Source organism: Sedimentitalea sp. (assembly GCF_039973035.1).
GTDB lineage: Bacteria > Pseudomonadota > Alphaproteobacteria > Rhodobacterales > Rhodobacteraceae > Sedimentitalea.
In genome coordinates, this window is record NZ_JBDWLR010000044.1 from 15,273 (window position 1) to 28,601 (window position 13,329).

13 protein-coding genes and 2 riboswitches are annotated in these 13,329 nt (G+C 59.6%); of the genes, 5 read left to right on the forward strand and 8 right to left on the reverse strand.

Features of this window, described 5'->3' with window-relative positions; translation table 11 throughout:
* Nucleotides 1-201: 201 nt before the first annotated feature.
* The 5 genes from ABJO75_RS11530 to ABJO75_RS11550 form a co-directional block, all read right to left on the reverse strand.
* Entirely contained in the window at nt 202-996 is a 795-nt protein-coding gene (locus tag ABJO75_RS11530; RefSeq protein ID WP_348128213.1) for a cytochrome c1, read from the reverse strand.
* 17 nt (nt 997-1,013) lie between these two features.
* The gene (petB, locus tag ABJO75_RS11535) at nt 1,014-2,360 is read right to left on the reverse strand and encodes a cytochrome b (protein WP_348128216.1); all 1,347 of its coding nucleotides are present in this window, start codon (nt 2,358-2,360) and stop codon (nt 1,014-1,016) included.
* 12 nt (nt 2,361-2,372) lie between these two features.
* Nucleotides 2,373-2,933, reverse strand: a complete 561-nt coding sequence (petA, locus tag ABJO75_RS11540; protein ID WP_348128219.1) for a ubiquinol-cytochrome c reductase iron-sulfur subunit — start codon at nt 2,931-2,933, stop codon at nt 2,373-2,375.
* Nucleotides 2,934-3,143: 210 nt separating this feature from the next.
* A complete protein-coding gene (locus ABJO75_RS11545) occupies nt 3,144-3,755 on the reverse strand; it encodes a glutathione S-transferase (protein WP_348128222.1) in 612 nt (203 codons plus the stop codon).
* Between the two features lie 42 nt (nt 3,756-3,797).
* A complete protein-coding gene (locus ABJO75_RS11550; RefSeq protein ID WP_348128225.1) occupies nt 3,798-4,427 on the reverse strand; it encodes an FMN-binding negative transcriptional regulator in 630 nt (209 codons plus the stop codon).
* Between the two features lie 59 nt (nt 4,428-4,486).
* Nucleotides 4,487-4,633: riboswitch (FMN riboswitch) on the forward strand.
* A gap of 74 nt (nt 4,634-4,707) precedes the next feature.
* Here ABJO75_RS11550 and ABJO75_RS11555 point away from each other — a divergent pair.
* Nucleotides 4,708-5,142, forward strand: a complete 435-nt coding sequence (locus tag ABJO75_RS11555; RefSeq protein ID WP_348128227.1) for a 6,7-dimethyl-8-ribityllumazine synthase — start codon at nt 4,708-4,710, stop codon at nt 5,140-5,142.
* Nucleotides 5,143-5,146: 4 nt separating this feature from the next.
* On the opposite strand, the gene ABJO75_RS11560 is transcribed toward ABJO75_RS11555, so the two are convergent.
* The 3 genes from ABJO75_RS11560 to thiB are packed head-to-tail and all read right to left on the reverse strand — an operon-like array spanning nt 5,147 to nt 8,335.
* Nucleotides 5,147-5,839: an ATP-binding cassette domain-containing protein gene (locus ABJO75_RS11560; protein ID WP_348128230.1), complete on the reverse strand. Its 693-nt coding sequence runs from the start codon at nt 5,837-5,839 to the stop codon at nt 5,147-5,149.
* Entirely contained in the window at nt 5,826-7,382 is a 1,557-nt protein-coding gene (locus tag ABJO75_RS11565) for a thiamine/thiamine pyrophosphate ABC transporter permease ThiP (protein WP_348128233.1), read from the reverse strand. The genes ABJO75_RS11560 and ABJO75_RS11565 overlap by 14 nt, the downstream gene beginning before the upstream one ends.
* Nucleotides 7,358-8,335 (reverse strand): thiamine ABC transporter substrate binding subunit, encoded by a 978-nt coding sequence (thiB, locus tag ABJO75_RS11570; RefSeq protein ID WP_348128236.1) that lies wholly within the window; start codon nt 8,333-8,335, stop codon nt 7,358-7,360. Before thiB ends, ABJO75_RS11565 begins: the two co-directional genes overlap by 25 nt.
* A 33-nt stretch (nt 8,336-8,368) precedes the next feature.
* Nucleotides 8,369-8,468: riboswitch (TPP riboswitch) on the reverse strand.
* Between the two features lie 171 nt (nt 8,469-8,639).
* Here thiB and aroC point away from each other — a divergent pair.
* From aroC to ABJO75_RS11590, 4 genes are all read left to right on the forward strand, one after another.
* Entirely contained in the window at nt 8,640-9,740 is a 1,101-nt protein-coding gene (aroC, locus tag ABJO75_RS11575) for a chorismate synthase (RefSeq protein ID WP_348128239.1), read from the forward strand.
* Nucleotides 9,741-9,743: 3 nt separating this feature from the next.
* Nucleotides 9,744-10,688 carry an AEC family transporter gene (locus tag ABJO75_RS11580; protein WP_348128242.1) on the forward strand — a complete coding sequence of 315 codons (945 nt, stop codon included), beginning with the start codon at nt 9,744-9,746 and terminating at the stop codon, nt 10,686-10,688.
* 45 nt (nt 10,689-10,733) lie between these two features.
* Nucleotides 10,734-11,672 carry a DMT family transporter gene (locus ABJO75_RS11585; protein ID WP_348128245.1) on the forward strand — a complete coding sequence of 313 codons (939 nt, stop codon included), beginning with the start codon at nt 10,734-10,736 and terminating at the stop codon, nt 11,670-11,672.
* A 192-nt stretch (nt 11,673-11,864) separates the two neighbouring features.
* A complete protein-coding gene (locus ABJO75_RS11590) occupies nt 11,865-13,310 on the forward strand; it encodes a fasciclin domain-containing protein (RefSeq protein WP_348128248.1) in 1,446 nt (481 codons plus the stop codon).
* Nucleotides 13,311-13,329: the final 19 nt, after the last annotated feature.

The following is a 13,329-nucleotide window of genomic DNA, read 5'->3' on the forward strand; positions in this document are numbered from 1 at the left end:
TCAGCCAGAGCGTCGGGTCGAATTTACGGGCGTTAGATCATCGTGATCGCAAGTCTCCATCGCCGGAACAACCGATGATAACGGCAACACTGGCGTCTGCAAGGTCACCAATGGTTCCGCCACACAGAGTCAGTTGTTGATTGGACACAAAAAAGCTCCCGCACCGGAATGCGGGAGCTGATCTTGGAAAACGGTGTCGGATCAGGCGGACTTTTTGCCCTTGATCGGTGCCCAGATCCGCTTGTTCGTCAGGTAGAGCAGAACCGACAGCATCGTCAGGAACAATACGCCGACAAATCCGGCCTGCTTGCGGGCCATCATCTTGGGCTCGGCTGTCCACATCAGGAATGCGGATACGTCTTCGGCCATGTGATGAACCGTGTTCGAATGTCCGTCTGCAAACTCGACCAACTCGTCGGAAAGCGGCGGTGCCATGCCGATCCAGCCGCCGGGGAAGGCGGTGTTTTCATAGAGGATCGCGCCGGCTTCTTCTTTTTCTTCACCGGTATAGCCAGTCAGGAGCGAGGCAATGTATTCCGCGCCGCCCATGCCCTTGAACATCTGGTTGAGACCCAGACCATAGGGGCCGTGGAAACCAGCGCGGGCTTTGGCCATCATGCTCAGATCGGGTGCACCAACAGCATCATTTGCCGGGAAATGATCGACGGGCGTCGCCGGACGAAAATCGTCAAGCTCGGGGTCGAACACTTCAAAGTACTCTGCCGCATAGGCCCGAATCTGATCTTCGGGCATGTGCGGCCCGCCTTCGTCAGACAGGGTGCGGATCGGTACCATTTTCAGCCCGTGGCAGGCGGCGCAGACCTCTGTGTAGATCTGCAGGCCGCGTTGCAACTGGTTTTGGTCATAGGTGCCAAATGGTCCCTCGAACGAGAACGCAAAGTCCTCGATGTGCTGCTCTCCACCGCCAGCCGCCAGGGTGGCGACGGGGCTCAGGGCCAAGGCGAGGGCGGCACCGATTGCGAGTTTCTTCATCATCTGTCCCGGTCCTCTTCTTATTCGGCTGGGGCTGTTGGGGCATCACTGCCTGCATCAGCTTTCTTGCCATAATGCGCCTCGAAATCTTCCTCGATGGTCGCCGGTTGCGGATCGGGTTTCTCGATCACGCCAAGGATCGGCAGGATCACCAGGAAGTAGGCGAACCAGTAGGCCGAGGCGATCAGCGAGAAGCTGGCATAGGGTTCTTCCGCAGGCATGGCACCCAGCCACATCAGCGCAAAGAAATCGATGACCAGCAGCCAGAACCACCACTTGAACATCGGACGATATTTACCCGACCGGACGCTGGATGTATCCAGCCACGGAACCAGCGCCATCACGGCAATCGCACCGAACATCGCCAACACACCAAAGAACTTGGCATCGACAATGCCGCCCGTGACGAACGAGGCGATCTGCACGACCCAGACTTCGGAGGTGAAGGCCCGCAGGATCGCGTAGAACGGCAGGTAATACCATTCCGGCACGATGTGTGCAGGCGTGACCAGCGGGTTGGCTTCGATGTAGTTGTCCGGGTGGCCAAGGTAGTTTGGCATAAAGCCGACAACTGCCCAGAAGATGGTCATGATGACGGCCAGCGCAAACAGGTCCTTGATCACAAAATAGGGCCAGAACGGAACCGTGTCTTTCTCAGCTTCGGCCTTGGAGCCACGGCGAACTTCAACCCCGGTCGGGTTGTTGTTACCAGTGGTGTGGAAGGCCCAGATATGCACGGCGACAAGGCCGACGATCACGAAGGGCAGCAGATAGTGCAGGCTGAAGAAGCGGTTCAGCGTGGCGTTGTCCACAGCAGGTCCGCCCAAGAGCCATGTCTGCAGCGGCTCGCCAATGAACGGGATCGCACCAAACAGGCCGGTGATCACGGTAGCGCCCCAGAACGACATTTGCCCCCAAGGCAGAACATAGCCAAGGAAACCGGTCGCCATCATCGCCAAATAGATCAACATGCCGATGATCCATGTGATTTCGCGAGGCGTCTTGTAGCTGCCGTAGTAAAGGCCACGGAAGATGTGCGCATAAACCGCGATAAAGAACAGCGAGGCGCCGTTTGCGTGCAGGTAACGCAGCATAAAGCCGCCGTTCACGTCGCGCATAATGTGTTCGACACTGGAAAAGGCCAGATCAACATGCGGGGTATAGTGCATCACCAGAATGATGCCGGTCACGATCTGCAAAACAAGGCAGAACGTCAGGACGATCCCCCAGATCCACATCCAGTTCAGGTTCTTGGGTGTGGGGATCATGATCGTGTCATAAAGCAAACCGACGATGGGCAGGCGGCTGTGCAGCCACTTTTCTGCGCCCGTCTTCGGCTCGTAGTGATCGTGCGGAATTCCAGACATGAGCGCGCCTCCTTATCCCAGTTTGATTGTGGTTTCGTCCTCGAAGGCCGATACCGGCACGTCGAGGTTGCGGGGGGCAGGACCCTTGCGGATGCGGCCGGACGTATCATAGTGCGACCCGTGGCATGGGCAGAACCAGCCGTGGAACTCGCCCGCGCCTTCGCCCAGCGGTACGCAACCGAGGTGGGTGCAGACGCCCATCATGACCAACCATTCGCCAGCTTCGTCCAGCGAGCGGTTCTCGTCCGCGGCGTCAGTGCCGGGCTTGTTGGCATTTTCAGAGCTCGTGTCGATCAGCTCGGCCATCGTGACTTCACGCGCCTCGAGAATCTCTTCTTCGGTCCGGCGGCGGATGAACACCGGCTTGCCCAACCATTTCACCGTGATCTGGGTGCCAATTTCGACGTCGCTGACATCGACGAGGATCGACGACAACGCTTTGACGTCGGCAGATGGGTTCATCTGGTTGACCAGTGGCCATATGGCGGCCCCTGCGGTTACAGCTCCGGCGCCAGCGGTGGCATAGTAGAGGAAATCTCTCCGGGTGCCTTCGTGGTCTTCTGCGTGGGACACGAGGTTTACTCCAATTCCTGCGCCCGGGTCCGGGCAAACATGCTTTGCAGCAGCATTTTCATGCAGCTTCTCAGGGGCGTATTATCGTTGTGGTCATGGTTCGTCCAGCGGTCATAGGCGCGCAGGATGCCGCAATTCGGCTCCTGTGTCGCAACTGCGTCGGTTCAGCGCGCCTTGTGGGTTCCAAATTCGGTTTTCCTGCGCGGGTCATCAGCTGGCGGGCGGGAGGGTTGCCTGCATCGACGGGCGCGATTCGAATTCCGCAAACCACGCGGCCAGCGCGTCGTTTCCCCGCCTCCAGTTGCGCGCGTCGTGGCGCAGATCGAGATACCCAAGCGCACAGGCAATCGAAACATGTCCCATGGTGACAGACCCCGACAGATGACTGATCCAACGCGCGTTCAGAACCGCCAGCGCGCGGGAAATCTTGTTCCACTGCGCCTCGATCCATTCCTTTGACTGGGCCTCTTCAGGGCGCAGCCGTACCTCGTAGGCCATGGAAACAGCCGAATCCATGATACCATCTCCGGTCGCCTCGAGCGTCAGTGTATCCCAGCGTGTTCCTGCCTGCGGGTAGAAATCTCCGCCGTAGAGATCGTTCAGATACGCCGTGATAACGCGACTGTCGTACAATGTGGTTCCTTCCGGGCGTTCCAGCGCGGGCAATCGTGCCAAGGGGTTCGCGGCCTTCAGGGTCTCGTCCGAGGCAAGCGCCGTGGTTGTGACCGTCGCCGGTTCAACCGCGTCGGCCTGGTTCAACTCATGCAACAGAACGCAGACCTTGCGGACAAAGGGCGAGGCGGGCGAGTGATAAAGCTTCATTTAAATGTGTCCTGAGTTGTTTGTTGCAGACTAACGCACCAATCAGCCCTGTCCATCCGCACCGCGCATCAACGCGGCAAGCAGCGTTGTTTCCGCGCCGATGCCAAACGCCTCCATCTGCTGGGCCGCGCCAAGGCGAGCGGAGTCGGGCTTGTTCTGGTTCAGCTTCCAGGTTCCATCGACGGCGTCCACCTGCATGCGAAACGGGACGATCATCCGCATCATCCGATCCAGCGTTTCGCCGTCCATCTTGTCAGCACGCCATGGCGTTTTGGGCAGCAACCGCCGCTCGAAAAATGCTGACTCCCGATCAAGCAGATCGCGAAGTTCGTCCTGTGGGCGCATTTCCAGCGTCCCCGTCAAATGCACCGCAACATAATTCCACGTCGGCACCTGATCTTCCAAACCATACCAATCCGGCGAAACATATCCATCCGGTCCCGAGATCGCGATCCGCGCAGAACGCGGCACCTTGGTAATCCGCGTGATCGGATTTGAGCGTACCAGATGCAGGTCCGCACTGGTTCCGTCCTTGGCCAGCAAAAAGGGGACGTGCGACAGCAGTGGAGTGCCGTTGTCGTCCGAGACCGCCAACACGCCAAACCCGCGCTCGCGCGCAAAGTCGATATTTGCCTGCGAGTCGGCGGTGTGAAAAACGGGGTTGGGATGCATATCGCAGTCTCCTGTGCACCATTCCTCTTGCAGAGCGGGGCGGTGTTTGGCAAGTGTGCTCGCGTTCTCAGGGCGGGGCGAAATTCCCCACCGGCGGTATGCAGGTCCAATCCTGCGAGCCCGCGAGCGCAAGGGAGAGCCCTTGGTCAGCAGATCTGGTGAGAGGCCAGAGCCGACGGTCAAAGTCCGGATGAAAGAGGACGTGCATGTGCGCTGCATCCGCAGTGTGCCTGTTCGTGATCGCCTTGGGTGGACGTGTCTGAACCAAAGGAGATTACCTATGACACTCACCCGATTTGCTTTTGTCAAAGCCAGCTGGCACGCCGATATCGTTGATCGCGCGCTGGATGGATTTTGCGAACTTATCCCTGCCGCCCAAGTCGACGTGTTCGACGTCCCCGGTGCGTTTGAATTGCCGCTGGTAACACGCGACCTCGCGCTGACCGGGCGCTATGGCGCGGTGATTGGCGCGGCATTTGTAGTTGATGGTGGCATCTATCGTCATGACTTTGTCGCGCAGGCCGTTGTCGATGGATTGATGCGCGCAGGTTTGGACAGCGGCGTTCCCGTCCTGTCCGTGTCCCTGACCCCACACCACTATCAGGAAACGGAGCATCACAATGCGATATTCCGGGCGCATTTCGTAGAAAAGGGTCGCGAGGCCGCAAAGGCCGCACTGGCGCTGACCGGCTTGCGGAGCAGTGTCGCCGCCTGAGGTTCTATCCCAGATAGGTGCGCAGTGCCGGGGGCGGATTGTCAAGCAGGCTTGTCGTATCTTCCGGCGGATGGGCCACGCCATCGGCGACCAGAATGACCTGATCCGCGATTCGCCGGGCATCCTGCGGGTCGTGGCTGACCATCAGCAAGGTGGCGCCAGTCTCGGCGACCAGCGTGTCCACGAGATCAAGCATCTCGGCCTTGAGCGCGGGGCCCAATGCGGCAAAGGGTTCGTCCAGCAACAACAACGGACGGCCCTGGATCAAGACACGTGCCAAGGCGGCGCGACTTTGCTGGCCACCCGAAAGCGCCGCTGGTTTGCGCGTGCCCATGCCTTCCAGCCCAACACGTGCGAGGGCCTGATTGACCTGTTCCCACTGTGAGGCGGATAACCGCAAGTCCGGGTTCAGGCCCAGACCGACATTTTGCGCGATAGTCAGATGCGGAAAGAGGTTGCCGTCCTGAAACAGCATTGCAAGGGGGCGGGCACCGGGGGCTGCGTCGGTGATTGTTTCGCCATTCCAGCACAATCGACCGCTGACGATCGGGTGAAAGCCCGCGATGCCGCCGATCAACGTCGATTTACCCGCGCCCGATGGCCCGATGATCGCGACCTTGCTGCCGGCGGTCAGCGTGAAATCAGCGGAGAGTTCGAACCCACCGTTGTCGATAACCAATTTCTCAAGCTTCAACATGCCAGCGTCCTCCGCGATCTAGCAACCAAAACAGTGCCATCGACATCACCAGCAGCAACAGCGCTGCCGCCGCCGCCGCCTGCATCTGATAGGCCCCCATCAGGCGATAAACTTGCAAGGGCAAGGTCGCGTGTTCGGAATCAGCAAAGAGCGTGACGACCCCGAGATCGCCCATCGACAGTGCCGCCGACAACCCTGCGGCAAAGCCGATTTGCGCGCGCATTCGGGGCAGCAGAACCCGGCGCAGAAACGGTCGACCCGCCATGCCAAGAGTCAGCGACAGTCGGCCATAGCGGTCAATCACCTGCCGTGCGCGCGGCACGAGGATGCGCAGGGCAAAGGGCAGTGCCATCAGCGCATTGACCAGCGCTGTCACCGGCAGGGTCAGCAGGGCCGGGTCCATCAGTGGATAAATCACAATAAAAAGCCCTGTTCCAATGACCAGAGGCGACGCCGCCAACCCCAAAAGCCCAGAGAATTCAACAAATCCGCCGCGCCCAAGCGCCACGGCCACCGCCATAGGCACGGCCAACGCCAGTGTGACAAACGTGCTGATACCAGCGACAAAGACCGAATTCAGCGTCGCCGAAAGCACGGTTGCTGGCAGATCAACCAAACCCGGGAGACCGGACAGAACGATGGCCGTCAAAGGCATCAGCAAGAACCCAGCCGCCAGCGCAATAATGCCGCCATCCAATATCCGCGCGGTTGTTCCCTGTGCGTCCCACCGCTCCACCGGGCGGTCCAGCCCACTGCCAAACCCATCCCCGCGGCTGGTTCGTAGCGCGACCAGTGCGGCGGTCCCGGTCAGGGCGATTTGAATGCACGACATCAATGCGGCACGCCCAAGGTCAAAATCAAATCGAAAGGCCTGATAGATGGCCAATTCGATGGTCGTGGCCTTAGGACCGCCGCCGAGCGTAAGCGCAACCGCAAAGCTGGTCAGACAGATCGCAAAGACCACGGCCAAAACGCTGGGTGCGATCTGTCGCAGCATCGGCCATTCCAGCAATTGCCACATCGCGCGCGACCCGGCGCCAAGCTGTGCGGCGAGACGGAACCGTTCTGCCGGAATTTCCTGCCAGCCTTGCAGGATCAGCCGGGTTGCCAGAGGCAAATTGAAAAACACATGCGCCAGCACCACGCCATGCAGTCCGTAAATTTGCAAGGGCGGCAAGCCGACCCAACCGAGCGCCTCGCTGATCCAGCCGCTGCGCCCGAATACCGCCAGCAGCCCCAGCACGGCGACGATCACAGGTAAGATGAACGGTGCGCCCAAAAGTGCGATCAGAATGCGTCGACCCGCAAAGCGTCGCCGCGCCAACGCCCGCGCAACCGGTACGGCAACGGCGACACTGAACGCGGCAGAAAGCGCGGCCTGCACCACGGTGAACCGCACGGCCGCCCAATCAGACGGCCCAAGACCGCGTCCGGGTTCGGCGCGCAATGCAACCGCAACCAGCGCACCAAGAATCAGCGCTGCGACAATTGCCGCCGCGCCAACTCCGCTGCGATGGCCTATTGGCTGAGCGCGCCCAGCCACTCTGCCAACGCTTCATCCCGCAATGTTGCGGCTTCGTTTGCGGGAATGATCAATGCCTTATCCGGTTTGACCAGAGTTTCGAATCCCTGCGGCAAGCCACCTGCTGGTGTTACTGCCGGATACATCCAGTTCGTTGTCGGGATCACGGATTGAAACGCATCCGTGACCATGAAATCCAGAAAGGCGTCTGCCAGCTCTGGTTGATCGGAATTGACAAGCTTTGCCGCCACTTCGATCTGTAAATAGTGTCCTTCGTCAAACGCCGCCGCTGCTTTGCTGGCATCTTCTTCGGCGATCAGATGATAGGCAGGCGAGGTGGTGTAGGACAGCACCATGTCAGCCTCGCCATCCAGAAACAGCCCATAGGCTTCGCTCCAACCCTTGGTCACGGTGACGATGTTGTCTGCAAGCGCTTCCCAGATGGCCGGTGCCTCGTCGCCATAGGCCGCCTTGACCCACATCAGCAATCCAAGTCCCGGGGTCGACGAACGCGGGTCCTGAATGACAATCTTGGTATCGCTGTATGCAAGCGCACGAAAATCGCTGGGTGCCGTGGCATCCGCCTCGTGCACAAAGGCAAAATAGCCCCAGTCATACGGCACGAATACCGGATCATTCCACGGCACCGGCAAGGTGTAGTCGGCGCTGACCGCATGTGGTGCGAAAAGGCCGGTTTCCACCGCCGCCTCGGTCAGGTTGGTATCCAGCCCCAGAACGATATCCGCATCGCTGCGCGCACCTTCAAGCTTGATCCGCGCCAAAAGCGCTGCGCCATCACCGGCCCCGACCAGTTTCAGATCGCAACCACAACTTTCTTCGAATGCTTTTTCGATGACCGGTCCCGGCCCCCATTCCGCGACAAAACTGTCATAGGTATAGACGGTCAGTTCCGATGTCTCGGCATAAGCTGCCGTGGCACAACAAACTCCCGCTGCAATCGCAAGATACTTCATGGCATCCTCCATTTGCGGCGATGGGCAGGGATGGAAGGGGTTCCAGACCTTTCCTACGCCGGTATTAGCCGGTTCAGGTTCAACGGGTCCGCATTGCGCGTCTCAGCCATTCAAGGCACCCCGAGGTGGCGGAAACCCTAGTTCGCGGGCCCCGCAATGACAAGCGCCTTACCCTTCATCTTTGTCAAAATACTCCGGGGGAGTAGCCCGCAGGGCGGCGGGGGCAGCGCCCCCCTGCAGCACGACAACCGCTTGCGAGACTTTGATCCCCCCGCTAAAGCACATGCCAAAAGGAGCACCGCCCATGTCGACCAACAGCTTTGGCCACCTGTTCCGTGTGACCACCTGGGGCGAAAGCCACGGCCCTGCGATCGGGGCGACGGTTGATGGCTGCCCGCCGGGTGTTGTGGTTGACGAAGCGATGATCCAGCACTGGCTGGATCGGCGCAAGCCGGGTCAGAACAAATACACGACACAGCGGCGCGAACCGGATCAGGTGCGCATCCTGTCGGGTGTGTTCGAGGGGCTGACTACCGGCACGCCAGTTCAGCTGATGATCGAAAATACCGATCAGCGCAGCAAGGACTATGGCGACATCAAGGACAAGTTTCGTCCGGGACACGCGGACATTACCTATTGGCAGAAATACGGTATCCGTGACTATCGCGGCGGCGGCCGCTCATCGGCACGGGAAACCGCGTCTCGCGTGGCGGCCGGTGGTTTGGCGCGCGAAGCGATCCGGACGCTGGCACCGGATGTTCAGATCACAGGCTATATGGTGCAGATGGGGGAACACGCCATCGACCGGGCGGAATTCGACTGGGCGCAGATCGAAGCGAACCCATTTTGGGCACCCGATGCGCAAGCGGCGGAAACCTGGGCCACCTACCTCGATGGGCTGCGCAAATCTGGCAGCTCGGTCGGGGCGATCATCGAAGTCGTTGCCCGCGGTGTACCCGCAGGGCTGGGCGCACCGGTCTATGGCAAGCTTGACACGGATCTGGCCGCCGCAATGATGAGTATCAATGCGGTAAAAGGGGTCGAGATCGGCGAGGGCATGTCGGCGGCGATGCTGACGGGTGAGGCCAATGCCGACGAGATCTTCATGGGGCAGGGTGGTCCGAAGTACAGTTCAAACCATGCTGGCGGCATTCTTGGCGGCATCAGCACCGGACAGGATGTCGTGGTACGCTTTGCCGTTAAACCCACCAGTTCAATCCTCAGCACGCGCAAGACCATAACCAAATCAGGCGAAGAGACCGAGATCATCACCAAAGGCCGCCACGATCCCTGCGTCGGTATCCGCGCGGTGCCGGTGGGCGAGGCGATGATGGCCTGTGTGATCCTTGACCATATGTTGCTGCACCGTGGTCAGGTCGGTGAGAATCGCGGCAGGATCGGCTGATCCTTGGCAACCATCCTCGGCATCACCTTTCCGATCTATGCTGCCATTGTGATCGGCTATTGGCTGGTGCGGGCCGGGTGGTTGTCGTCCTCCGACATGCGTCTTCTGGGCAACTTTGTCCTGAACATCGCGCTGCCCGCATTGCTGTTCAAGGCACTGGCGACACGGGATTTTGCACAGGTGTTTCAGCAGGGTTACGTGCTGGCCTATCTTGGAGGTGGGGTTGCCACCATCATCGTCGTCTATCTGTGGTTCACGCTGAAACGAATTGATCCCGCGCGCCGGGCGTTGGCGGTGATGGGCAGCAGCTGTCCAAACTCGGGCTTTGTTGGGTTCCCCATCATGCTCTTGGCGTTCCCGGATATCGCGGGGATCGTATTGGCGCTGAACATCCTTGTGGAAAACATCATCCTGATCCCGATCTGCCTGGTGTTGATCGATTTTGCCAAAGGAAACACAGGCGTGGGCCTTGGGGCGCGGCTGGGCGCGATCCTGCTCGGTATGCTGAAGCGTCCGATGATCATCGGCCTTCTCGCCGGATTGGCGGTCTCGCTGTTCGGTGTTCGGGTTCCCGGCCCCGTTCTGGGCCTCACTTCGATGCTGGCTGACTCGGCAGCGGCACTTTCTCTGATCGCCATTGGTGGCGCATTGGTCGGGCTTCCCCTGCGCGGCAACAAGTCGCTTGCGGCGCAGATCGCAATTGGCAAGCTGGTGGTGCATCCGGCGCTGGTGGCATTAGCGGCTGCGATTGTGTCGATGATGGGACTGGCGGGTATGCCGGATGATTTGCACATCGCGGTGATCCTGTCGGCAGCGATGCCCATGTTCGGAATCTATGTGGTGCTTGCGCAGGAACAGGGCTTGGAGGGGGCTGCGTCCATTGCCATGCTGGCCGCGACATCCGGTGCGTTCTTCACCTTGAACGCGCTGATGCTCTGGCTGATCTAAGGATACCCCATTGATCTTTTTGCGTGTGCGGCGCAGGAAGGCCGCATGGCAAAAATGTTAACATCGCATCGACCGGGGCTCGCCGTTTCGCTCAAGCTGTGCGCGATCGGCCTGTTCACGGTCATGGCGGCGCTGATCAAGGCCACGTCAGCAGAGGTACCGCCGGGTGAAGCGGTGTTTTTCCGATCGTTCTTTGCGATCCCGGTGATCGTCGTATGGCTCGCGGCGCGGGGTGAATTGCGACACGGGTTGATCACCAAGCAACCGATGGGTCACTTTTGGCGTGGGTTGCTGGGTACGCTGGCAATGGGGCTGACATTTGCAGGGCTGGGTCTTTTGCCCTTACCCGAGGTGACGGCGATTGGATATGCGACACCGATCTTTACCGTGATCCTTGCCGCCTTGATGCTGGGCGAAACGATCCGCATGGTGCGGATCTCGGCGGTCCTGATCGGTCTTGTCGGGGTTTTGATCATGGTTTGGCCAAGGCTTGGCGGCGGCGGAAATCTGGAAGACGGAGCAACGCTGGGAGCGATGTTCATTCTTGCCGCAACGATCGCGCGTGGCTTTGTGCAGATCCATATCCGCAAGTTGGTACAGACTGAGCATACAGCGGCGATCGTGTTCTATTTCTCGGCGACGGCCTCATTCATTTCGCTGATGACATTGCCGTTCGGGTGGGTCGTGCCGCGTGCAGAAACACTCGGCCTGTTGATCTTGGCTGGGGTGGTCGGCGGTATTGCTCAGATACTGGTTACCTCGTCCTACCGGTTCGGTGCGGCCTCGATGCTTGCCCCTTATGACTATGCGTCGATGATCTTTGCCATTCTGCTTGGGTATTTCTGGTTCGGAGAGCTGCCCACAGCCGTCATGCTGATCGGGGCCGCGTTGGTTGTTGCAGGCAACATTCTGGTGATCTGGCGCGAACACCAGCTTGGTCTGGAGCGGTCACGAGCACGGGCGGTCTCCGATCCAAAAAGCTGATGAAAAAGCGCCTCACGATCTTTCACGTCGGCGTGTGCTCTGCGGGTTTCGTCCCTTCAAACTGATCCGCAAGCGATCTCGCCGCGTATCCCCGGTTATCGCGCATCAGGAAAGCCATGCCTGACTGTCCCTCCACGGGCTTCTGGCTGGCACTAACCGGATGTCGCGCCAACTGTCTATGGGGAGATCAGCATGTCATTTCTTAGTTTTCTTTCGGATATCCTGGACCGGTTTTTTCCACCCGCGCCGGAACCCGAACCAACCTTGTCCATTGGCGAGATTGCGGCCGCGAACGACAACTTTGACATATTGGAGGCCGCGTTGAATGCCGCCGGGCTTGCCGATACTTTTGCCGGTCCCGGTGACTTTACCGTCTTTGCTCCGACGGATGCGGCCTTTGTCGAATTGGCTTCGAATACGCTGGGACTGGATGTAGCAGGCAAGAGTGAAACCGAGATTGCGATGATGCTTGTCGAAACTCTTGGGGTGGGGACATTGACCGACGTTTTGACCTATCATGTGCGGGCCGGGAGTGCCGAAGTCAGCGCGTTGCAGGCTGAGGGGACGGTCACGACGCTGCTGGGCGCGACGTTCGACGTCAACGGCACAACCCTTGTCGATGTGGACCCGGATGTCGAAAATCCGGATTTCGTTACGGGGCTGACCGACATTCAGGCAACCAACGGCATCATTCAGGCCATTGACCGGGTTCTTCTGCCCATCGATGTCGCCGAGGCCATGCAACGTCCGACCATTGCGGATGTGGCAGGTTCCAATGACAGTTTCGAGGTTCTGAACGCGGCGCTTTCGGCGACGGGGCTTGATGCAGTTGTGGATGATCGCGATGCGTCCTTCACCGCGTTCGCGCCCACTGATGAGGCGTTTCGCAAGCTTGCGGACGACCTTGGGCTGGATGTGTCCTCGCTCGCGGATGCGGATATTGCAGGGGCGCTGGTCACCGCGTTGGGTGCCGAATTGGTCACGGATGTCTTGCTGTATCACGTCAAGATTGGCGGCGCCTCTGTTGCAGAGCTTCAAGGCGCTGGGCTGATCGACACTGCGCTGGACGGTGCGCGTCTTGGCATTGACGGCAACGAACTGATCGACGCTGACCCAGAGATTGCGAACGCCATGTTCATTGACGGGTTGACCGATATCACCACGGCAAATGGCGAGATTCAGGCGATTGATCGGGTACTCGTGCCACTTGACCTGGGCGAGCCAGAAGGCGGGGTCATCAAGGGAACGCAGAAAAAGGATGTGCTGATCGGCAGCGGCGGAGACGACATAATCTTTGGGCGCAAGGGAGCTGACATTATCCTGGGCGGTGATGGTGACGATTACCTCGTCGGCAATCGCGGCAAGGATCGGCTGGTGGATGATGCGGGCGACGACCGTTTTGTCGGTGGCCTTGGGGCCGACACGTTCGACTTTACCAACCTGTCCGGTGACAACATCGTACGCGATTTCTTCTGGCGCGATGAACTTCTTCTCTCGCGCGATGACTTTGCGACCGAGCAGGATGTGCTTGATGCGGCGACGGTGACCAATCGCGGCCTGAAAATCGAAGCGGGCGAGGATTCGATCCTGTTGCAATGGGTGCACAAGATCGACGCGGATGATTTCGTACTCGTCTGATCGGGACGTGATGCGGGCC

What these genes read in the sequence shown, in the direction of transcription:
- ABJO75_RS11530 (WP_348128213.1), bottom strand. Translation starts at nt 996, where the DNA reads ATGATGAAGAAACTCGCAATCGGTGCCGCCCTCGCCTTGGCCCTGAGC.
- petB (WP_348128216.1), bottom strand. Translation starts at nt 2,360, where the DNA reads ATGTCTGGAATTCCGCACGATCACTACGAGCCGAAGACGGGCGCAGAA.
- ABJO75_RS11545 (WP_348128222.1), bottom strand. Translation starts at nt 3,755, where the DNA reads ATGAAGCTTTATCACTCGCCCGCCTCGCCCTTTGTCCGCAAGGTCTGC.
- ABJO75_RS11550 (WP_348128225.1), bottom strand. Translation starts at nt 4,427, where the DNA reads ATGCATCCCAACCCCGTTTTTCACACCGCCGACTCGCAGGCAAATATC.
- ABJO75_RS11555 (WP_348128227.1), top strand. Translation starts at nt 4,708, where the DNA reads ATGACACTCACCCGATTTGCTTTTGTCAAAGCCAGCTGGCACGCCGAT.
- ABJO75_RS11560 (WP_348128230.1), bottom strand. Translation starts at nt 5,839, where the DNA reads ATGTTGAAGCTTGAGAAATTGGTTATCGACAACGGTGGGTTCGAACTC.
- thiB (WP_348128236.1), bottom strand. Translation starts at nt 8,335, where the DNA reads ATGAAGTATCTTGCGATTGCAGCGGGAGTTTGTTGTGCCACGGCAGCT.
- aroC (WP_348128239.1), top strand. Translation starts at nt 8,640, where the DNA reads ATGTCGACCAACAGCTTTGGCCACCTGTTCCGTGTGACCACCTGGGGC.
- ABJO75_RS11585 (WP_348128245.1), top strand. Translation starts at nt 10,734, where the DNA reads ATGGCAAAAATGTTAACATCGCATCGACCGGGGCTCGCCGTTTCGCTC.
- ABJO75_RS11590 (WP_348128248.1), top strand. Translation starts at nt 11,865, where the DNA reads ATGTCATTTCTTAGTTTTCTTTCGGATATCCTGGACCGGTTTTTTCCA.